Origin of the sequence: Janthinobacterium sp. BJB304 (assembly GCF_002735765.1) — a bacterium.
In the GTDB taxonomy this organism is placed as follows: domain Bacteria; phylum Pseudomonadota; class Gammaproteobacteria; order Burkholderiales; family Burkholderiaceae_D; genus Janthinobacterium.
The window spans coordinates 1-19,945 of sequence record NZ_PDZN01000006.1; the positions used below are offsets into that span (position 1 = coordinate 1).

Below are 19,945 nucleotides of genomic sequence, written 5' to 3' on the forward strand. Positions count from 1 at the left end.
TCGCCAGGATCAGCGCTTTGATCTCGGCGTCGAGCCAGGCAATATGATCCTCGATACCCTGGCGTACCGCCGCGCGCGCCACTTCAAGCCGGTTGCTTTCCTGCTGGCGCATCGCTTGCAAGGCATCCAGGCGCAGCACCAGCGCGCGCAGCGATTGCTCGGCCGGCGATGGCGCCTGCCAGGGCTCTGGCTGGCGTTCATGGGCGAAGTCGGCGATCAGCTGTGCGTCGGCCTTGTCGGTCTTGGTGCGCACCAGGCGCGAAGCGCTGAAGGCCTTGATCTGGGCCGGATTGATGACACTGACCACCATGCCAAGTCCAGCGAGATATTCGGCAACCCCTTCCCAATACGTGCCCGTCGCTTCCATGCACACCTTGGGGCTGCCGGCAGCATGCTTCAGCAGCCATGCGTGGAGCGCGGTGAATCCTTGGTGGTTGTTCTCGACAACCTTGTTACGATGCTTGCCGTTGGGCAGGCGCAGCGCGCAGTCGAGCTTGGCCTTGGCAACGTCGATTCCTAAATTAAACATGCTGTGGTCCTCTTGCGATCTACCTTGCAAATGCGGGCTAACCGGCATGCCGGTGCCAAAGATACTGTCCGATCTTGACATGGAGGATGGGTAACTGGTGCGAGATCTACGGAGCTGGCTCGGGGCCTAAGGGCGGATACGGCATCCAGTTACCCGGTCTTGATATGCCTACCAAGATTTTGACAGCGGTCGATACCGTTCGCAATACCACGAACGGCATGAGGGGAATAATACAAGGTCGGATTAGCGGGGCATCGCCCCGCGTAATCCGACAACATTGTTAGCGCCGGCGGTGGTGTCGGATTACGCGGCGTAGCCGCTAATCCGACCTACCTCGTTGATTCAAATCGCCATGATGCGTTTCAGGTCGACGAATGCCGTCTCGTACAGGTGCTGGAACGCGCCCACCATGACCTCTTCCACGCCTTCGGCCGCGTCGAACTCGCTCGACCATTCGGCCACACAGGAAGCGGCGCCCGGTTCGCCCGTGACGCGCAATGTGGAACGGTAGTTCTTGACGGGGATCGGGCCCGAGACGATGGTGTAGCTGTAGCTCTTGTCCGCTTCGCTGTAGCTTTGCAGGCGTTCGGCGATGATGGCGCCGTCCGTGGTTTTCAGGCGGCGCACGCGGCCGCCATGCTCGGACAAACTGGTCTTGATGGAGCTCGACCATTCAGCAAGCGACTGGAAGCCGCCGATAAAATCCCACACTCTTTCGGCGCTTGCCGCCAATGTTACAGAAACAATTACTTGGGCCATCTTTAATTCGGTTCCTCATCCAGGTTTGCCGGGCGCCGCGCCCGGCCGGCCGGAGTTGCCCGGCACAGCCGCTATTTTAGCGCCCATGCGGCTTTGCTGCTGAGCAAACCATGGCCACTGGCCAGGCTGGGATGGCTGCCTTATAGATTTTCCGCCAAGAAAATCAGCGAATTACCGTGCGCGTGGGCAGCGGCGCGCTGCTGGTAGCTGTCGCGGTGGGTGCAATTGAAACCGTGCTCGGCACCCGGGTAGATATGGATTTCCACGTCTTGCCGGTCTTCGAAGCGCTCGGCGATCTTTTGCACGGCTTCCGGCGGGATATGGCTGTCCTGGCCGCCGAAATGCATGAGCAGCGGCACCTGGATCTTGTCGGCCAGGTCCAGCTTGTTCTGGATGCCGCCGCCGTAATAGGCGATGGCGGCATCGACCAGGCCGGCCGCGGCCGCCTGGAACGACAGGCGGCCGCCGAAGCAGTAGCCGACCGAAGCGAGCTTGCCCGTCGCTTCCGGACGCGCGCGCAGGACGGCGACGGTGGCGGCGATATCGGCGTCGGCGTGCGGATTGTCGGTGGCCTGCATCAGTTCGACGGCGCGCTTCCAGCCATCCGCGTCATAGCCGAGTTCAATGTGCGCGCCGGCGCGCCAGAACAGGTCCGGCACCAGCACCACATAGCCATCGGCCGCGTACTGGTCGGCCACGGCACGGATGTGCTCGTTGACGCCGAAAATTTCCTGCAACAGGATGATGGCGGGGCCCTTGCCCACGTGCGGCACGGCCAGGTAAGCCTGGAAGCTGCCGTCCGGGCCGGCGATATCGATCCACTGCGAAGTTGTGCTCATAGAAACTCCAGTCTGAGGTTGGGGAGGATGTCACAAGCAGGCATGTTACTGGTTTTTCGCCGTGTCTGCGCCCGCCCTTGGTCCAGGCTCAATACATCTCGCGCAGGTAAATCACGGGACCCGATCTGAGGATGCCAAAGACGACGTGCCCCAGGGTGCTGGGCAGGTAATGCAAGCCGCTGACAGACACGTCGACGCTACCCGCCACGCCGGGTGCCAGCAAGACCAGTTGCCCATTGGGTGGAGGCAAGGCGCCTTGCTTGAATGCATAGGTGCCGCCCTGCACTTTCAGAACGCCATTGCACGCGCCAGCGCCTGAGGTAAATCCCTTGCCGCAGTTGGCTAGCGTGACCCCGGCACTCCCGAACTGCGTGACGCTATCGGACACATTGCCCAGCCAGCCGCTATTCCAGTATTGCACCTGTACGGGCAGGCGTATCGGCAGGCGCTCGGAACCGTAGCTATGGGGCACCATGATGCGGCCCGTAAGCACGGTCAGCTTCGCTTCCGTGCCGGCATCGGACGGCGCCGACGTCACGGCGGTGCCGCCGGCATAGGTAGTGGTGGCACGGAACAGCACGTCGGTCGGCGGCGCCAGCGCGACCGTACCGGCCGGTACCGCAAATGCGCCGGGAAAGCGGTAGGCGATCTGGCTGCTGGCCACGCCCGCCGTGAAGCTGGAGGGCGCGATGCCCGTCACGCTGGTTTGCGCGGCGCTCCCGTCGCTCAGCCGGCTGCCCGACGGCGCCGCCGGCGGAAAGGCCGTCAGGCCCGTGGCGGCATCGTAGGCGCGCAAGGCCACCTGGGCCGTCAAGTCCGTGTCGCGCCCGTCGAAGTTGAGCGTCGTCCCGTTCGCGGCATTCTGCGCCGTGACGCGCAGCTTGAACGGCTGCTGCGCATAGATGAAACTGCCCGCCGCGCAGGACAATGGCGCCTTGCAAGGCATGGGCTCAGTGCCAGGCACCTCCGTGACGAAGTGGTGCGGGATGAATTGCACGCTGTTGCTGGCGCCCGTGGTGAACGGCGGGATGACGCCGTTGACGGCGGGCGGCGGGGCCCCGAGGTAGGTGGCCATCGTCGCCGTAAATTGGACGGTGCCCGCTTCCGCCCAGCTCAGGTTGCTGGCGGTGCCGATGCCGTTGTTAAAAGCCAGGCTGCCCGCGACTGCGGGGTTGGCGGCGCCGGAAAAGGTGGGCGCGACGAGACTACTGCCCAGCAGCACCGTCTGCGCCGTCGTTTCCCTGCCAAAATTGGCCGTCACGGCGTCGGCCACGTTCACGGCCGATACGCTGATGCGGGTGGCGGGCGCCACGGGCAACGCGGCCAGGCCCGCCCGCTGCGGCGTGGCGATGGCGCTGAACACGAAACGCAGGGGCCCCACGATGACAGTGCCGCTGCCCGTCATGGTCAGGCCGCTGTCGCTGCCGCTGGCCGAGGCATACGTGGCCGTCAGGCCCAGCGCGCCCGCATCGGCGTACAGCATGTTCGGCGTGGCCAGGCCGTTGGCATCGAAGGCCAGCTGCACGGCGGTACCGTTCGCGCTGCAGGCGCTGCCCGCGTTGGCGGCCAGGGGTTTATACGTGCCATCCTTGTCCTGTATGCGCGCGGGCAAGGTGCCCGTGCCGGGATTGGCGTAGTTGCAGCGCAGCTGCAAGGTCTTGTTCTGGTTGGAAAACAGGGGCACGCAGGCGCGCGGGTTCGATGCCGACGCCTGCAGCGCGCTGATGGCGATGGGGCCCTCGGCCTCGGCATAACGGGGGAGGCCGCTCACCTGCAGCGCGCTGCTGACAAATGCCATCTGACAATTGGTCACGCTGCCGTCGATGCTGCTCTTGCAGACCAGCGCCCCCGTCGTCGCCGGCGTGCTGCTCAGGCCCAAGGGAACGTTGCTGGCCGGCGTGGTCTGCGCCACGCTGGACGCGGCCGTGCCTGTCGCCGGTAGGGTCGCGTTGAGTTGTGCCACGGCGCCGCCCGGCGTCAGCGTGACCTGGGCCGCGCCCGTGTAGACGGTGCTGCAGGCCGCGTCGGCGCAGGCCGTCACGGTCACGGGCGCGGGCGCACAGCTGAGCGCCGAGGGCGGATGCGTGATCTGGAAGTGATCCGGCCCGGCCTGGGTGCCCGGGCCGCACTTCGGCCCCATCGGCTCATTGAAAGCCCAGCCGCTGTTGTTCGTCACGCAACTGCACGGGTTCGACGGCGTGTAGGCCTTGCAGGTGATCGTCTGCTGCACGCGGCCCTGCCAGCCCAGGGTGATGTGGTCGACCTTGGCGTTGCCCGTGATATAGGCGTTGGACGAGTCGAGCGTCACCTCGCCGGCGTCCACATTGCCCTTGATGCCATTGCCGGAAGCGATCGACAAGGAATTGCTGGCGTCCACGTCGCCCGTGACGAGCAGGCCCGATGCCTTCAAGTCGATCGTCGGCGATTTCAGATTGCCCGTCACCTGGCTGCCGGAACCGATGGTCAGCGAGGTGGTCGCCGTGATATCGCCCTGGATGCGGGTACTGGCAGCCAGGATATTGACGACGGTGCCGCTGATGGGACCGTTGATGACGGAACCCGAGGCGATTTCCACCGGGCCCTTGGCGCTGATCTTGCCCGTCACCTTGACGTTGTTCGAGCCCATCTTGATGGTGGTGGCGGAAATATTCGCCGTAATGGTCTGTTCCTGCGCGCCCATGAGGAAAGTGCCGCCCTCGGCGCTCAAGCTGCCCCCCGTCACTTTCAGGTTCGACGGATTGATGTCCTTGATGTCGAGATTGCCCTTGACCGTCAGCGCGGCATTGCCGCTCATCGTCAAGCCCTGGTTGTAGCTCATCGCCAGGGAACTGTTGACCGTCACGCCATACGCGCTGCCGATGACGATGACGTCGGTGGAGCCCGGCGCCAGCGAGGCGCACGTGTATTGCAAGCCGTCCGTGCTCAGGCTGCAGCCGCTGACGGCGCCGCCATTGAAGTTGAGCGTGGCCGCGTGGGCAAGCGAGGAGCCCAGCAGCAATGTCAGGGCGGAAAAAAAGTGAAGTAAGCGCACGATATCGAGGAATCCGGTGGGTGGGGAGCCAGCGGGCGCGCGGATTATTCCATGCTAATCTACGCCATCGCTGTTATTGCATTATGGCAGTATTTATCTCCTTCACGCATATCGCATGATCAAGCAAAGCCCCAAAGAATTCCCCCTGCGTACCGTCGACATCATCGTCTATCCCGGCTTCAAGGCGCTCGAAGCCATCGGCGCCATGAAAGTGTTTGATTACGCCAACACGCATTTGCGCCTGCGTAATCTGCCTGGCGGCTACGACGTGCGCATCGCCTCGACGGCCATCGGCCCCGTCGAGTCGGACACCCTGATGTCGCTGCACGCGAGCAAGGCGCTCGATGCGCACCGCTTGCCCGACCTGGCCGTCATCGTCGGCTGCCACCACGTCGAGCAGGTGCTGCAGGACATTCCCGCTCTCGCCGCCTGGGTGGCCGAGGCGGCGCCCCGCATCGATACGCTGGCGGCCCTGTGCACGGGCTGCTTCTTCCTGGCCGAGGCCGGTGTACTCGACGGCAAGAGCGCCGCCACGCACTGGAGCGCCGTGGACAGCCTGCGCCAGCGCTATCCATTAATACAGGTCAATGCCGACGCGATTTTCGTGCGGGAAGGGAAATTCTGGACGTCGGCCGGCGTGACGGCCGGCATCGATCTGGCGCTGGCCCTGGTGGAAGACGATTTCAGCCGCGATATCGCGCTCGAAGTGGCGCGCGACCTGGTCGTGTATCTGAAGCGGCCCGGCGGCCAGTCGCAGTTTTCCGTGCACCTGTCGAGCCAGATGACGACGCATCCCACCATCCGGCAATTGCAGGGCTGGATCATGGAACACCTGGCCGACGAGCTCACGGTGCCGCTGCTGGCAGCCAGGCTGGCCATGAGCGAGCGCAATTTTACACGCGTCTTCCAGCGCGAAACGGGCACCAGTCCCACGGAATTCATCGACACGGCGCGCTTCGAAGTGGCGCGCCGTTTACTGGAAGACAATGTGTCTTCCTTAAAACAGGTGGCCGTGCAGGCGGGTCTGCACAGCGAGGACAGGCTGCGGCGCCTGTTTCAAAAGAAACTCGCCATCACGCCGCGCGATTACCGCGAACGCTTTTCCAGCACGGCGCGTTAAGTAATCCTCAGGAAATTATTGTGAATTTATGACGAACAGAACCGGATGCTATGCAAGGCGCCTGCTGCGACGCAGTGCGAGCACTGCTAGCAGAGGGCAACGCCGCAGAGGGCCGGTTATGGAAGTCAGAAATCACAATAATTTATTGGGGGTTACTTAGGATTTCAGCGCGGCTTGCCGTGCCGCACGTGGCGCGTGGCCACTTGGCGGCTTTGCCGGGCCAGCGGCGTAAACAGGAGTGCGCACAGCAGATAGGTGGCCAGCAGCGCCAGCCAGATGGCGGGCGTGGCGAGGATGGCGACATTGCTCCACCACAAGGCCAGCAAGGAAGACAGGGCCGCGCCGAGGAAGACGGGCAGCATGCGGCGCAAGGTCGCGAGATAGGCAGTGGCAAACATGGACGGCTCCCAAAGCAAGACATGATGTCTTCACACTAGCAGGGGCAGGCAGCGAAGTACAGCCTGCCGCCCAGCCCCGTCCGTCAAGTGTTGCGCAATGAGTACATCCGATAAGATTAGTACAACACGACGGAACGGATCGATTCGCCGCTCTTCATCAGGTCGAAGCCTTCGTTGATGCGTTCGAGCGGCAAGCGGTGCGTGATCAGGTCGTCAATGTTGAGCTTGCCTTCCATATACCAGTCGACGATCTTCGGCACGTCCGTGCGGCCGCGTGCACCGCCGAAGGCCGAACCGCGCCATTCGCGCCCCGTCACCAGCTGGAACGGACGCGTGGAGATTTCCTGGCCCGCTGCCGCCACGCCGATGATGAACGATTTGCCCCAGCCCTTGTGCGTGCACTCGAGCGCCTGGCGCATCAGGGTCGTGTTGCCCACGCATTCGAACGAATAATCGGCGCCGCCATCCGTCAGCTGCACGATGGCGTCGACCACGTTGTCCACTTCGTTCGGGTTGATGAAATGCGTCATGCCGAACTTGCGCGCGATGGCCTGGCGCGCCGGGTTGATGTCGATGCCGATGATCTTGTCGGCGCCGACCATCTTCGCGGCCTGGATCACGTTCAGGCCGATGCCGCCCAGGCCGAACACGGCCACGTTGGCGCCCGCTTCCACCTTGGCCGAGAACAGCACGGCGCCCACGCCCGTCGTCACGCCGCAGCCGATATAGCAGACCTTGTCGAACGGCGCGTCTTCGCGGATCTTGGCCAGGGCGATTTCCGGCACGACGATGTAATTGGAAAAGGTGGACGTGCCCATGTAATGGAACAGCGGCTGGCCATTCAGCGAAAAGCGGCTGGTGGCGTCCGGCATCAGGCCGCGGCCCTGGGTCGAACGGATGGCCTGGCACAGATTCGTCTTTTGCGACAGGCAGAATTTGCACTGGCGGCATTCCGGCGTGTACAGGGGAATGACGTGGTCGTCCTTTTTCAGGGTCGTCACGCCCGGGCCCACGTCGACGACGACGCCGGCGCCCTCATGGCCGAGGATGGCAGGAAAAATACCTTCCGGATCGGCGCCGGACAAGGTGTAGTAATCGGTATGGCAAATGCCCGTGGCTTTCAGCTCGACCAGTACTTCGCCGGCGCGCGGGCCGGCCAGGTCGACTTCTTCGATGGTCAGCGGGGCGCCCGCCTTCCAGGCAATCGCGGCTTTGGTTTTCATGGGGTGTCTTCCTGCTCGGTTTCAGATGCGCCATTATCGGACGCCGGCGAGCGTGGCGGCGCAAGGGACCCCGCGCTTGTCTGAAAACGCGGCGCATTTGTCCGATGGCGCCGCACGTTTGTGCCAGCTCAATCTTCCCGCCCTACAGACGCGCATTCTTGGCACAAGCCCAGCACCGATCGAGCAGCCATTGCCGCGTTCCCGCAGGAGACTGACATGCGCCCTTTCCTTCACCGCTCTGCCCGCCCCTGGCTGGCCCTGCTGCTGACCTGCTGCCTGGCCCTGCTGGCCGCCTGCGGCGGCGGCCATCACCACCCTGTGCCCGGCGCGACCACGGGCGATCTGACCGTCGCCATCGGCGGCTTGCCGGCCGGCGTGGCGGGCGCCGTCACGGTCACGGGGCCTGCGTCGTACAGCAAGACGCTGACGGCCACCACCACGCTCACCAGCCTGGCGCCCGGCGCCTACGCCATCAATGCCGCCAGCGTGGCGCAAGGCACGGGAAGCCTGGCGCCCACGCCCGTCACGCAACAGGTGCAAGTCAATGCGGGCACCACGGCCAGCGCCAGCGTCCTGTATGCGGCGGCCGCGCCGCTGGCCCTGCGCCTGCAGGAAGTGGCCAGCGGCTTGAGCGCGCCCATCTTCCTCACGGCACCGCCCGGCGACAGCCGCCTTTTCATCGTGGAGCGTCCCGGCCGCATCCGCGTGGTGCAGAACGGCAACCTGCTGGCCACGCCCTTCCTCGACATCAGCACGCTCACCACCACCAGCGGCGAACGGGGCTTGCTGTCGATGGCCTTCCATCCGCAGTACGCCAGCAATGGCTATTTTTTCATCTACTACACCAACCTGGCCGGCGATATCGTCATCGAGCGCAGGCAAGTGTCGGCCGGCAACGCCAACGTGGCCGATCCCCTGTCCGCGCTGACCATCCTCACGATTGCCCACCCCACGTTCAGCAACCACTATGGCGGCTTGCTCAGTTTTGGGCCGGACGGCTATCTGTATGCGGGCACGGGCGACGGCGGCGGTGGCGGCGACCCGCCCCGCAATGCGCAAAACACGAATGTGCTGCTGGGCAAGCTGCTGCGCCTGGATGTCAACGCCAGCACGGTAGCCCAGCCTTACGCCATTCCGCCCGGCAACCCATTTGCCGGCACGGCGGGCGGGCGCGGGGAAATCTGGGCCTACGGCTTGCGCAACCCCTGGCGCTACGCCTTCGACGTGCCGGCCCAGCTGCTGTACATCGCCGACGTGGGCCAGGCCAACTGGGAGGAAGTCGACGTGCGTCCCGTGGGCCAGGCGGGCAACAACTATGGCTGGAACACCATGGAAGGCGCGCACTGTTACAACAGCGCCAGTTGCAACCAGGCGGGTCTGGTATTGCCCGTTATCGAATACGACACCGGCAGTGCGGGCAACTGTTCCATCACGGGCGGCTATGTGTACCGGGGCATGGCCTTGCCGGAACTGGCGGGACAATACCTGTATTCCGACTACTGCGGCGGCTGGCTGAAAAGTTTCAGCTACAGCAATGGCGCCGCCTCCGCTGTGACGGACTGGGGCATCACGAACGTGGGCAACATCCTGTCCTTTGGCCAGGATGCGCAAAACGAGCTGTACATGCTGAGCGGCACGGGCAAGGTGTACCGGATTGTCCGTAAATAAGCATAGGCCAGTCAGCGTGCGCAAGCAGTCATGGCAGCGCACGCCTGAGGCGGCGTTTTTCGACGGGGCACGGCGAACCGGCTAGAATTGGATTTTTTCGCCGCGCCCTGCGCACCAGCCCAAGAGAACACCATGGCCCGTTTGAAACTTGAATTCCCCGAAGACCAGTACTGCTATTCCTCGCAACTGACGGTACGCACGACGGACATCAACGCCGGCAACCATCTCGGCAACGATTCCATGATTTCCATGATTTCCGAGGCGCGCGCCCGCTTCCTGTTCGAATATGGCGTGCGCGACATCGAAGCGGACGGCACCGGCATCATCGTCACCGACCTGGCCACCACCTACCGCGCCGAAGCCCATGCGCGCGACCAGCTGCTGTTCGAAGTGGGCGTCATGGATTTCAACAAGTATGGCGGCGACATCACCTTCCGCATCACTCGTCCGCGCGACAACACCCTGATCGCGATGGCCAAGTCCGGCTTTGTCTTCTTCAACTACAAGCGCAGCCAGGTCGTGCCCATGGCGGAAGAGTTCGCAAGCAAGTTTCCACAGGTAAACTGGATCGATTGAAGGATCGATTAAACGGGCCGTCATGCCGCCATGCTGTATGCTTATCAGGAAGACATTAAATCTGGAGCGGCATGCAATCAGCAATCACGGCAAGACTGTGCCTGGCCTTGGCGCTGCTGGGCATGTTGCCGCCCGTCCTGGCCGCGCCGCAAACCGTCATCCTGTACGGCGACGATGACTATGCGCCGTACAGCTATGTGGAAAACGGCGCCTTCAAGGGCATGTACATCGATATCCTGCGCCAGGCGGCCAGCCGGATGCCCGGGTACCGGCTGGAACTGCAGCCGCGCCCCTGGAAACGGGGGCTCGATGCGCTGGAAAAAGGCAAGGTTTTCGGCTTGTTCCCGCCCGGACGCAAGACGGAACGGCCATACGTGCAGCCGTACTCGGCCATGCTGCACCGCGAATCGGTGGTGCTGTTTTGCCATGACGCCGTCATGCGCACGCCGCGCACGCACTTCCCGGCCGACTTTGCGGGCCTGACCATCGGCGTCAACACAGGATTTTTACTGTCGGAAAAGTTAATGGCGCCCGCCCGCCAGGGGCTGCTGCGCCTGGATGCGGCCAAGGGCAATGAGGCGAATCTAAAGAAACTGGCCCTGCGGCGCATCGATTGCTACGCCAGCGACCGCGGCGCGGCACGCCATACGGCGCGCCGGCTGCAAGGCGAACTGGCGGGCTACGGTTTTCACTTGCGCGAAGTGCTGGAACTGTCGTCCGAAGCCACCTACATCGCCTACAGCGCGCACAACACGCCTTCCTACAAGACCGATTTCATCGAGAAAATGAATGCCGCCCTGCTTGCCATGCGGCAGAACGGCCAGCTGGCGCACATCGAAGACGCTTATTTGCGTTGATTACCTGCGCTGAACGTCGCGCGGCTGCAAGGTCAGGACGGGACTGCTGCGGCCCTGGGGCTTGACGCCGAAGGTATTCTTGAACCACTCGTCGATCATGCGCTTTTCATAGCGCAAGGCATCGTTGCTGGAATAACGGTTGATATGTTGCAAATAAGACATATCCGACAGATAAGCGTTGCCGCTGGCAATGACTTTGCCATGCTGCTCGAGCGTATAGCGCAAGCGCAGACGGGGCCAGTCAGCACGGCCCGTCATCACGCGCACATCGAAGGCACCGCGGCGCGCCGGGTCTTCGCGTCCCGCCAGGTCGACATCGGTGATTTGGATCCTGAGGTCCTGACCGGGGGGCAAGCTCTTGCCCAGCCAGCTGAAGTGATCCGCCAGGCCCGCCAGCACCTGCTCCCGGTCGCGCGAGCTGAACGGCACGTCGGAATAGTCATCGGGTTTCTCGAACGTCACCTGGACGCCCGCCCAGGCACTGCTGCCCGCAGCCAGCGCCAAGGCGGCTATCCATGTTTTCGTCATCGTGGAAATACGCATATGCCTTCCCTCCAGAAAGTTCACGGCCCGGCGGCAGCTCCATGCCGGCCTCTGCCTACCCTGCCTGACTATAGCCTGAAGTGAACATTTCCGGAGCGCAATACGTTTCGCGTGGCGCCACGCGGCCGACCGGGCCGCTTACTTGCGCGCGTGGCGCTTTACCTTGATGCCAAAGGTATCGGCATACCAGTCATCGATCATCAACTTTTCATAGCGCAACTTTTCATTGCTGAAGTAAGGATTGAGACGGGTCAGGTACGACATGTCGGACAAGGCCGCATTGCCGCTGTTGATGACCTTGCCATCCTGTTCCAGCACATAGTGCAGGCGCATGCGCGGCCAGTCGACCCGGCCGTTCATGACGCGGATATCCTGGCCGGCACGCAGCGATGGATTTTCACGTCCCGCCAGGTCCACGTCCGTGACGTCGATTTTCAAGGTTTGCCCGGGCGGCAGCGAGGCGCCCAGTTTCTCGAAATGCCGGCTCAATTCCTTCAATACGTCGTCGCGGTCCTGCGGGTTGAACGGGACGTCCGTGAATTGATCCGGTTTGCTGAACCGCACTTCGGTTCCGGCCCAGGCCGCGCTGCTGGCCAGCAAGGCCAGGCCGGCGATCAGGGCGCGCGTCGTTTGCTTTTGCATGATGTACCCTTTCAGGAAATGTGAGTGGCATGGAGCCACCTCTTATGCCTGTCTAATATAGCGCGCTCCAGTCCATTCTGACGCGGAATTCATACCTTGTTACTTTTCTGCTTTTCCGCCGGGAAGGAAAGGCGCCGTCTTTTTTTGCAGATTCATTGGCAATATTAATTAAAACAAAGTATTGTCTTGAAAATATAGTTGCCTAAGCGATAAAGTATAGATAGTGTTGACAGCATGGATTTAAAGTGCTTTTTTAGCACGTGTGTTGCATGATTTTAGTCAATTGTTCTTGCTTATTGTTAATACTTAGCGGTCGGTCTACAATCGACAGAATGCGCCCGAAAAACGCGCAACGCCGGTCATGGCGCACAGGAATTCCTGGCGCGGGCGTCTCAGCATTGCGTCAGTTATGCCTTTTAGCGGAACTCGCCCTTATGTCATTTTTGTCATCTGCATCGCCCAAGTTACCTCCCTGGAAAGTCCTGCTCGTCGATGATGAACCCGACATCCACGACATCACCGAACTCACGCTGAGCCGTTTCCGTCTCGAGGGCCGCGCCCTGAGCTTTGTGCATGCGTACAGCGGCGCCGAGGCCAAGCAGGTGCTGGCGCGCGAAGAAGGCATCGCGCTCGTCTTCCTCGACGTGGTGATGGAACGCGAAGACAGCGGCCTGGAGGTGGCGCGCTGGATGCGCGAAGACCTGGGCAACCAGTTTACGCGCATCGTGCTGCGCACGGGGCAGCCGGGACAGGCGCCGGAAGAACGGGTGATCGTCAACTACGACATCAACGACTACAAGGAAAAAACCGAGCTCGACCGCACCAAGCTGTTTACCACCACCTTTGCCGCCCTGCGCGCCTACCGCGACATCATGAAGGTGGAAGAGGCGCGCCAGGCCCAGCTGCACTACCGCGAAGGCCTCGAGCGCGTCATCGCCGCCTCGGCGCACATTTTCAAGCAGCGCAACCTGCGCGACTTCGCCAGCGGCCTGCTGCAGCAAGTCGTCGCCCTGCTGCGCCTGGAAACGAGCATGCTGCTGCGCCTGCGCGGCGCCAGCGCCATCACGGGCGAGCAGGACTATGAAATCCTCGCGCAGATCGGCGACCATGAAGCCGATGGCGGCATCCTCAGCCCGTCCCTGCTGTCGCAGCTGGACGACGCCAAGAGCAATAAAATTTCGCGCCTGCATGGCGACACCTATGTCGGCTATTTCCCCAACAGCAGCGGCAAGGCCTCCCTGCTGGTGCTCAAGGGCGTGGAAGAGATTTCCGACCTCGACGCGCAATTGCTGGAAGTATTTTGTTCCGGCGTGGCGATCGCTTTCGACAACATCCTGCTGACGCAGGAAATCACCGACACCCAGGCCGAGCTGATCCTGCGCCTGGGCGACGTGGTCGAATCGCGCTCGCACGAAGGCGGCAACCACGTGCGCCGCATGGCCGAAGTGTGCCAGCTGCTGGCGCAGGCCTCCGGCATGTCGGAAGAGGAAACCATGGTGCTGCGCCACGCGGCGCCCATGCACGACATCGGCAAGATTTCCACGCCCGATGCCGTGCTGCTGAAACCTGGCAAGCTCGACGCGGCCGAGTGGGAAATCATGAAGCAGCATCCGACGGTGGGCATGTCCATCCTCGACGGCTCGCAGCGCCCGCTCTTGAAGGCGGCCGCCGTGATCGCCCACCAGCACCATGAAAAATTCGACGGCAGCGGCTACCCGCAAGGGCTGGTGGGCGAAAACATCCACAAATACGCGCGCATCGCCGCCGTCGCCGACGTCTTCGACGCCCTCATGCACAAGCGCTGCTACAAGGACGCCTGGCCCCTCGAGCGCGTGGTCAGCTACCTGCGCGAAGTGAGCGGCAGCCATTTGGACCCGCAGTATGTGGAGTTGCTGATTGCGAATCTCGATGAAGCGCTTGCGCTGAATCAACGTTTCCCCGATTAAAAGCTGGCGGTGGTGTCGGATTACGCGGCCTTGCCGCTAATCCGACCTACCTGGCATGCCTTGAACCAACGCTTCCCCGATTAAAAGCCGGCGGAGGTCGGATTAGGCCGCAGGCCGTAATCCGACACCACCACCGGCCACGCCAACGATGTTTTCGGATTACCCGATACGCACACCAACAAACCACGCGTCGGCCCAAGCCCCCAACACAGGTATTCCGGGCCAAGCGGGCCTGAAAAATGTCGAGGGCAAGGCGCAGCGACGCAGACAGTACGCACGTACGGCAAGGAGCTGCAACGCCGCCATCGGCATTTTCTCAGGCCCGCATCTCCGGCCCGCCGTTTTTAACCTAGCCGCCGGCGTCGGATTACGCGGCCTTGCCGCTAATCCGACCTACGTGGCTCCGGCGGGAAGCGGATCTTGTAGTGCAACCCCATCCCCGGCGCGCTGACCACCTTCACCGTGCCGCCCAGCGGCCCCGTCACCAGGTTGTACAGGATGTGCGCACCGAGGCCGCTGCCGCCCGAGCCCCGCTTGGTCGTGAAGAAGGGATCGAACAGCTGGCCCAGGGTAGCGCTGTCCATGCCCATGCCGTCGTCGCTGTAGTCGAGTTCCAGCATGTCGCCGGCCGTCCTGGCGGACAACTTGATCCTGCCCGGCTCGCCTTCCGCAAAGCCATGCACCAGTGAATTGACCACCATGTTCGTGACGATCTGCGAGACGGCGCCCGGATAGCTGCGCAGCTGCACCTCGGGCGCGCAGTCGATCTCCACCTTGACCGGCTTGCCCTTGAGCTTGGGTTGCAAGGACAGCAGGATTTCATCGAGGTATTTGCGCAAGTTAAAGCTGCGCAGCTCATCCGAGGACTGGTCCACGGCCACCTGCTTGAAGCTGCGCACCAGCGCCGCGGCGCGCTGCGTGTTGGTCGTCATGATGCGCAGGGTCTGGTCGATGATGTCGAAAAATTGCCGCAAGCCGTCTTCATCGAGCTGGCCGCCGTCCAGGTCTTCGCGCGTGAGCTTCAATTCCTGCACCAGGTGGCTGGTGGCCGTCACGCAGATGCCCAGCGGCGTATTGATTTCATGCGCCACGCCCGCCACCAGGCGTCCCAGGGATGCCAGCTTTTCCTGGCGCACCAGTTCCGACTGCGCTTCCTGCAAGGCGCTCAAGGCGCTGTTCAGGGCCGCATTCTGCTCTTCCAGCGCTTCCTTGGCCTGGCGCATGGCGCTGTCGGCCTGGATGCGGGCCATCGCCACGGCCACATGGCTGGCCATGAAGGCCAGCACGTCCAGTTCCGCCTGCCCATACACGACGGATTCGTCGTAGCTTTGCACGATGATCACGCCATACTTTCTCTCGCCCAGCAGCATGGGCGCGCCCATCCAACTGGCGATGCCCACATTGCCCAGCGGCTCGTCCATCTCGCCGCTGGCCACCAGCGCCGCATAGCTGTCCGCATCCAGCAGGCACGCCTGCCGGCGCGCCAGCACATAGGAACTCATGCCGATGCCGTAATGAAAGCGTTTTACGGGCGCCTGCGCATCTTTCTCGTCGACGAAATACGGGATCGTGATGTCCTTGTTGTCCGGGTGGTACAGGGCGATGAGGAAATTCTTTGCCGTCACCAGTTCGCTGATGATGGCGTGCAGGCGCGCATACAGGGTCGTCGCGTCGGCCGCCTGCGCCGACAGGTTGGCAATTTCATACAGCGCGTGCTGCAGATTTTCCGCGCGCCGGCGCTCGGCCACCTCGTGCGCCAGCAGGGCCGTGCGCTCCTGCACCGCCTTTTCCAGCCGGTCCATGCTTTGCATGCCTTGCAGGGCGCTCGACACGTGCGTGGCGATCAGCGCGAACAGGGCCTGGTCTTCCAGGCTGAAGCGGTGCTGGGCGTCGTAGCTCTGGATGACGATGGCGCCGAGCACCTGGTGCTGCTGGTCCAGCAGCGGGCAGCCTATCCAATGCTCGGCCGCCGTGCCGCCGCCCCAGGCGCCGCCGCCGATGGCGCGCATGGCGTCGTCGTCGGCCGTCATCACCAGCTGCTTGCGGTTGACGATGACCCATGCCGTGGGCGACTGCGCGGCGCTGGCCAGGCGCACGCCCTCGTCCGGATCGGGCGCGGCGTCGAATTCGTCGACAAAATACGGGAAGCGCACGAGGCCGTCGTCGCGGTCGCTGAGCGCCACGTAAAAGTTCGCCGCATACATGATGCGCCCCAGCGCCGCATGCACCGCCTGCAGGAATTCGCTGATATCGCTGCAGGTGCTCGAGCGCTGCCCGATTTCCAGCAACACGGTTTGAACGGCTTCCAGGCGGCTGAGACGGCTTTCCATGGGTGACTATGTACCTTGTGCAAGTATATGTTCTGAAAATCAATATTATCAGTTCAGCCCAGCCTTGGCACGGCATAAAACGCAGAATCTTGCCTTAAGCGATAGCAACACTCGCCACGCGCGCATTTGCCACCTGGCCGATACAGTGGCAGACTAGGCCCCTTCCTACAGACCAGACCGTCCTCATGACTGCCACGCTACGCGCCTCGCTTCGCCCCTACACCCTCGCCGGCCTGCTGGCCTTTGCCGCGCTGGGCATGCCGCCCCTGTGCGCCGCGCCAGCCAAGGTGCCGGCGGCGGAAACGGCCGATGGCGGACGCTATTTCGGCCCCCTCGTCGCGGGCAAGATGCACGGCCAGGGCCGGCTCGAATACGCGAGCGGCGCGTTTTACGAAGGGGGCTTCGCGCGCGGCGTGTTTTCCGGCCAGGGCAAGCTGCGCCAGGCGTCCGGCGTCGAATACACGGGCGCCTTCCGCCAGGGCGCCTTCGACGGCATCGGCCGCTACACCTCGCCCAAGGGCGAAATCTATGCGGGCAGCTTCGTCAACGGCAGCTTCGAGGGGCAAGGCCGCTTCCAGGGCGCCGACGGCGCCACCTTCGAGGGCCATTTCAAGCACTGGCGCCCGCACGGCGCCGGCAAGCTGACCGACACGGACGGCACCGTCTTCGAAGGCGAATTCGTCCAGGGCCAGGTGCAGGGCAAGGCGAAGGTCACCACCAGCGACGGCATCCATTACGAAGGCGAGCTGAAAGACTGGAAATTCGAGGGCGAAGGCGTGCTGCGCACGGCCGACGGCGACGAGTACCGGGGCGGCTTCAAGAATGGCCAGTTCGACGGCAAGGGCGTGCTGCGCTACGCCGTGGCGCAGCCGGACGGCCGGCGCGAAGACAGCGGCAACTGGACGGAAGGCCAGCTCGACGACCCGGCCGCAGACAAGCTCACGCGCGACAATATCGAGCTGGCCCTGTACAACCAGCGCAGCCTGCTCGACGGCGCCCTGGCACGGATCGCGCCGCGCGACGGGGCGAAAAAGATCAATCTCTATCTGCTGGGCGTGGCCGGCGACGGCGCGCAGGAAGTGTTTCACCGCGAAACGGCCTTCGTGCAGCGCCAGTTCGACCGCGATTACGGCACCGTGGGCCGCTCCTTGATGCTCGTCAATAGCCGCAACACGGTGGCGCAGCAGCCGATGGCCACGCGCACCAGCATCGCCGCCAGCCTCGACGCCCTGGGCGCGAAGATGGACAAGGCCAACGACATCCTGTTTTTATTTCTCACCAGCCACGGTTCGCCCGAGCACGAACTGGCGCTGGCGCAAAACGGCATGGATTTGCACAGCCTGCCCGCGCAGGAGCTGGCGGGCATGCTCAAGCACAGCGGCATCCGCTGGAAAGTCATCGTGATCTCGGCCTGCTACGCGGGCGGCTTCATTGCACCATTGAAAGATGACAATACCCTCATCATCGCGGCCGCGCGCAGCGACCGCACCTCGTTCGGCTGCGACGACCAGAACGATTTTACTTACTTCAGCGAAGCGTATTTCAAGGAAGCCTTGCCCAAGAGCGCCGGCTTTGCCGAGGCGTTCGACAAGGCCAAGGTGCTGGTGCAGGCGCGCGAGGCGGCCGATTTCCTCGAAGGCGGCATGGAGGCGGAAGAGCATTCCGAGCCGCAGCTATTCCAGGGCAAGGCCATCGCCGCGCAGCTGAAGGCGTGGCGCGCCCAGCCACGCTAAGCACGGCACGGCCGCCCGCCTTTCTGTACAATAGGCGTCACCATGCGTAAATTCTTCCTCATTTTGCTGCTGTTCGTGCTTCCGCTCCAGATGTCCTGGGCTGCGGCGAGCGCGTATTGCCTGCACGAGGAAGGCAAGGCGGCGCAGCACCTGGGCCACCACAGCCACCAGCACAAGGCCGATGCGGATAAAAAACCCGCCGGCGATAAAGCTGAGCAGCAGAAAAAAGGCCAGCCGCACAGCGATTGCAATGTCTGCCATGGCATCGGCCACGCATGGCTGCCGGCCGGCTCCAGCCTGCCCGTCGGCGACATGGCGTCCGTCAACGCGGACACGTCCCCCTTCTTTTACGCTTCCCACATCCCGGACGCTCCCAAGCGCCCTGACTGGTCGTCGGCCATCTAGGCCGACGGGACGTTTCTTTCACTGATCGCAATATGCGGGCCTGACTAAAGCAGGCGCCAGCCTGCGCGTCCCGTCGAATTCTTTTTCCATTCCCTGGAGAATTCGATGTACCAAATCATCTTGTTACTTTCCGCTGGCCTGCTGGCCGGCAACTTTGCCCATGCGCAAACACCTGCGGAACCCGCCGGTCCCCTGACCCTGCCCGCCGCGCTGCTGCTGGCCGAAGGCGGCAACGCCACCCTGTCGGCCGCCCGCCATGAACTGGCGGCGCAGGGAGGCGCCCTGCAGCAGGCGCGCGCCCTGCCCAACCCGGAACTGCAAACCGTGCTGGAAGACACGCGGCGCGCCACGCGCAGCACCACCGTGCAACTCAACCAGTTGATCGAGCTGGGCGGCAAACGCGGTGCGCGCGCCGCCGTCGCGCAGCAGGGCCAGGAACTGGCGCAGGCCGGCCTGTCACTGCAGCAAGCCGACACGCGCGCGCTAGTGACCACCGCCTTTGTCGACGTGCTGGCGGCGCAGGAAGGCTTGCGCCTGGCCGACAGCGCGCAAGCCTTGGCCGCGCGCGCCAGCGACATCACGGCGCGCCGGGTGACGGCCGGCAAGGCCTCGCCCGTCGAGGAAACCCGCGCCAGGGTTGCCGAAGCGAGCGTGCGGCTGGAACTGAACCTGGCCCGCAGCACGCTGACCAGCGCCCGCAAGCGCCTGGCCGCCCTGTGGGGCAATGCCGCGCCCCGCTTTAGCGTAGCCGAGGGTCGCCTGGAAACCTTGCCCGAGCTGCCGCCACGCAGCGAACTGGCGGCGCGCCTGGAGCAGGCGCCGGCCGTGCGCCAGGCGCGCAGCGCGCTGGCGCAACGGCAAGCCATGCTGGACGTGGAACAGCGGCGCGCCACGCCCGATGTCACGGTGAGCATCGGCATGAAGCGCTCGGAAGAACTGGGCCGCAACCAGGCCATCATCGGCCTGGCCCTGCCGCTGCCGTTGTTCGACCGCAATGCGGGCAACAAGCTCGACGCCCTGCGCCGCAGCGACAAGGCCAGCGACGAGCTGGCCGCCGCCCGCATCGCCGTGCAGACGGACGTGGCCGCCGCCAGCGAACGCCTGGCCACGGCCCGGCTCGACGTGGAAAGCTTGCGCCTGGACATCTTGCCCGGCGCGCAAAGCGCCTACGACGCGGCCAGCAAGGGCTTTGAGTTCGGCAAGTTCGCCTTCCTCGACGTGCTCGATGCCCAGCGCACCTTGCTGCAAGCCAAAAACCAATACCTGCGCGCGCTGACGGAAGCGCAGCACGCCGCCGCCGAGATCGAGCGCCTGCTGGGCACACCAGCTCCCCTGTAAGGAATACC

General features: G+C 63.6%; 17 protein-coding genes. 8 read left to right on the forward strand and 9 right to left on the reverse strand.

Going from position 1 to position 19,945, the window contains the following annotated elements; genetic code table 11:
• The 4 genes from CSQ95_RS08645 to CSQ95_RS08660 all read right to left on the reverse strand — a co-directional run.
• Window positions 1–529, reverse strand: a 529-nt coding sequence (locus CSQ95_RS08645; RefSeq protein WP_143449923.1) for a transposase, incomplete at its 3' end; no start/stop codon positions are given.
• A 342-nt stretch (window positions 530–871) separates the two neighbouring features.
• Complete coding sequence (locus CSQ95_RS08650) at window positions 872–1,288, reverse strand: SRPBCC family protein (protein WP_070217725.1); 417 nt, start codon at window positions 1,286–1,288, stop codon at window positions 872–874.
• 140 nt (window positions 1,289–1,428) lie between these two features.
• The gene (locus tag CSQ95_RS08655) at window positions 1,429–2,127 is read right to left on the reverse strand and encodes a dienelactone hydrolase family protein (protein ID WP_099409203.1); all 699 of its coding nucleotides are present in this window, start codon (window positions 2,125–2,127) and stop codon (window positions 1,429–1,431) included.
• Between the two features lie 88 nt (window positions 2,128–2,215).
• On the reverse strand, window positions 2,216–5,158 hold the full coding sequence (locus CSQ95_RS08660; protein WP_143449924.1) for a polymer-forming cytoskeletal protein: 2,943 nt from the start codon (window positions 5,156–5,158) through the stop codon (window positions 2,216–2,218).
• Window positions 5,159–5,273: 115 nt separating this feature from the next.
• On the opposite strand from CSQ95_RS08660, the gene CSQ95_RS08665 reads away from it, so the two are divergent.
• Window positions 5,274–6,278 carry a GlxA family transcriptional regulator gene (locus tag CSQ95_RS08665; protein ID WP_099409205.1) on the forward strand — a complete coding sequence of 335 codons (1,005 nt, stop codon included), beginning with the start codon at window positions 5,274–5,276 and terminating at the stop codon, window positions 6,276–6,278.
• A 164-nt stretch (window positions 6,279–6,442) separates the two neighbouring features.
• Here the strand turns inward: CSQ95_RS08665 and CSQ95_RS08670 are convergent, their stop codons facing one another.
• Complete coding sequence (locus CSQ95_RS08670; protein WP_070312575.1) at window positions 6,443–6,676, reverse strand: hypothetical protein; 234 nt, start codon at window positions 6,674–6,676, stop codon at window positions 6,443–6,445.
• A gap of 116 nt (window positions 6,677–6,792) precedes the next feature.
• Window positions 6,793–7,899 carry an S-(hydroxymethyl)glutathione dehydrogenase/class III alcohol dehydrogenase gene (locus tag CSQ95_RS08675; protein ID WP_099409206.1) on the reverse strand — a complete coding sequence of 369 codons (1,107 nt, stop codon included), beginning with the start codon at window positions 7,897–7,899 and terminating at the stop codon, window positions 6,793–6,795.
• Between the two features lie 216 nt (window positions 7,900–8,115).
• On the opposite strand from CSQ95_RS08675, the gene CSQ95_RS08680 reads away from it, so the two are divergent.
• From CSQ95_RS08680 to CSQ95_RS08690, 3 genes are all read left to right on the forward strand, one after another.
• Window positions 8,116–9,567, forward strand: coding sequence for a sorbosone dehydrogenase family protein (locus tag CSQ95_RS08680; protein WP_099409207.1), 1,452 nt, complete (start codon window positions 8,116–8,118; stop codon window positions 9,565–9,567).
• Window positions 9,568–9,699: 132 nt separating this feature from the next.
• Complete coding sequence (locus tag CSQ95_RS08685) at window positions 9,700–10,143, forward strand: thioesterase family protein (protein ID WP_099409329.1); 444 nt, start codon at window positions 9,700–9,702, stop codon at window positions 10,141–10,143.
• Between the two features lie 71 nt (window positions 10,144–10,214).
• Window positions 10,215–11,000, forward strand: coding sequence for an ABC transporter substrate-binding protein (locus tag CSQ95_RS08690; RefSeq protein ID WP_099409208.1), 786 nt, complete (start codon window positions 10,215–10,217; stop codon window positions 10,998–11,000).
• On the opposite strand, the gene CSQ95_RS08695 is transcribed toward CSQ95_RS08690, so the two are convergent.
• Together CSQ95_RS08695 and CSQ95_RS08700 are read right to left on the reverse strand one after the other, a co-directional pair.
• Complete coding sequence (locus CSQ95_RS08695) at window positions 11,001–11,543, reverse strand: DUF3016 domain-containing protein (RefSeq protein WP_099409209.1); 543 nt, start codon at window positions 11,541–11,543, stop codon at window positions 11,001–11,003.
• Between the two features lie 138 nt (window positions 11,544–11,681).
• A complete protein-coding gene (locus CSQ95_RS08700; RefSeq protein ID WP_099409210.1) occupies window positions 11,682–12,185 on the reverse strand; it encodes a DUF3016 domain-containing protein in 504 nt (167 codons plus the stop codon).
• A 434-nt stretch (window positions 12,186–12,619) separates the two neighbouring features.
• Between CSQ95_RS08700 and CSQ95_RS08705 the strand changes: the two genes are divergently transcribed.
• Window positions 12,620–14,131 (forward strand): DUF3369 domain-containing protein, encoded by a 1,512-nt coding sequence (locus tag CSQ95_RS08705; RefSeq protein WP_070292411.1) that lies wholly within the window; start codon window positions 12,620–12,622, stop codon window positions 14,129–14,131.
• A gap of 383 nt (window positions 14,132–14,514) precedes the next feature.
• On the opposite strand, the gene CSQ95_RS08710 is transcribed toward CSQ95_RS08705, so the two are convergent.
• A complete protein-coding gene (locus CSQ95_RS08710; RefSeq protein WP_099409211.1) occupies window positions 14,515–16,461 on the reverse strand; it encodes a GAF domain-containing sensor histidine kinase in 1,947 nt (648 codons plus the stop codon).
• 185 nt (window positions 16,462–16,646) lie between these two features.
• Here CSQ95_RS08710 and CSQ95_RS08715 point away from each other — a divergent pair, with 185 nt between their 5' ends.
• The 3 genes from CSQ95_RS08715 to CSQ95_RS08725 all read left to right on the forward strand — a co-directional run bounded on the left by CSQ95_RS08715 (window position 16,647) and on the right by CSQ95_RS08725 (window position 19,937).
• Window positions 16,647–18,194 (forward strand): C13 family peptidase, encoded by a 1,548-nt coding sequence (locus CSQ95_RS08715; protein WP_099409212.1) that lies wholly within the window; start codon window positions 16,647–16,649, stop codon window positions 18,192–18,194.
• A 42-nt stretch (window positions 18,195–18,236) separates the two neighbouring features.
• The gene (gene czcI, locus CSQ95_RS08720; RefSeq protein WP_099409213.1) at window positions 18,237–18,599 is read left to right on the forward strand and encodes a cation efflux protein, CzcI family; all 363 of its coding nucleotides are present in this window, start codon (window positions 18,237–18,239) and stop codon (window positions 18,597–18,599) included.
• A gap of 105 nt (window positions 18,600–18,704) precedes the next feature.
• On the forward strand, window positions 18,705–19,937 hold the full coding sequence (locus CSQ95_RS08725; protein ID WP_143449925.1) for a TolC family protein: 1,233 nt from the start codon (window positions 18,705–18,707) through the stop codon (window positions 19,935–19,937).
• The last annotated feature ends 8 nt before the right edge of the window (window positions 19,938–19,945 follow it).

Bases quoted from the DNA above. Each gene is read 5' to 3' on its own strand.
- CSQ95_RS08675 (WP_099409206.1), bottom strand. From the start codon at position 7,899: ATGAAAACCAAAGCCGCGATTGCCTGGAAGGCGGGCGCCCCGCTGACC.
- CSQ95_RS08685 (WP_099409329.1), top strand. From the start codon at position 9,700: ATGGCCCGTTTGAAACTTGAATTCCCCGAAGACCAGTACTGCTATTCC.
- CSQ95_RS08700 (WP_099409210.1), bottom strand. From the start codon at position 12,185: ATGCAAAAGCAAACGACGCGCGCCCTGATCGCCGGCCTGGCCTTGCTG.
- czcI (WP_099409213.1), top strand. From the start codon at position 18,237: ATGCGTAAATTCTTCCTCATTTTGCTGCTGTTCGTGCTTCCGCTCCAG.
- CSQ95_RS08680 (WP_099409207.1), top strand. From the start codon at position 8,116: ATGCGCCCTTTCCTTCACCGCTCTGCCCGCCCCTGGCTGGCCCTGCTG.
- CSQ95_RS08670 (WP_070312575.1), bottom strand. From the start codon at position 6,676: ATGTTTGCCACTGCCTATCTCGCGACCTTGCGCCGCATGCTGCCCGTC.
- CSQ95_RS08705 (WP_070292411.1), top strand. From the start codon at position 12,620: ATGTCATTTTTGTCATCTGCATCGCCCAAGTTACCTCCCTGGAAAGTC.
- CSQ95_RS08715 (WP_099409212.1), top strand. From the start codon at position 16,647: ATGACTGCCACGCTACGCGCCTCGCTTCGCCCCTACACCCTCGCCGGC.
- CSQ95_RS08725 (WP_143449925.1), top strand. From the start codon at position 18,705: ATGTACCAAATCATCTTGTTACTTTCCGCTGGCCTGCTGGCCGGCAAC.
- CSQ95_RS08690 (WP_099409208.1), top strand. From the start codon at position 10,215: ATGCAATCAGCAATCACGGCAAGACTGTGCCTGGCCTTGGCGCTGCTG.
- CSQ95_RS08650 (WP_070217725.1), bottom strand. From the start codon at position 1,288: ATGGCCCAAGTAATTGTTTCTGTAACATTGGCGGCAAGCGCCGAAAGA.
- CSQ95_RS08655 (WP_099409203.1), bottom strand. From the start codon at position 2,127: ATGAGCACAACTTCGCAGTGGATCGATATCGCCGGCCCGGACGGCAGC.
- CSQ95_RS08710 (WP_099409211.1), bottom strand. From the start codon at position 16,461: ATGGAAAGCCGTCTCAGCCGCCTGGAAGCCGTTCAAACCGTGTTGCTG.
- CSQ95_RS08665 (WP_099409205.1), top strand. From the start codon at position 5,274: ATGATCAAGCAAAGCCCCAAAGAATTCCCCCTGCGTACCGTCGACATC.
- CSQ95_RS08695 (WP_099409209.1), bottom strand. From the start codon at position 11,543: ATGCGTATTTCCACGATGACGAAAACATGGATAGCCGCCTTGGCGCTG.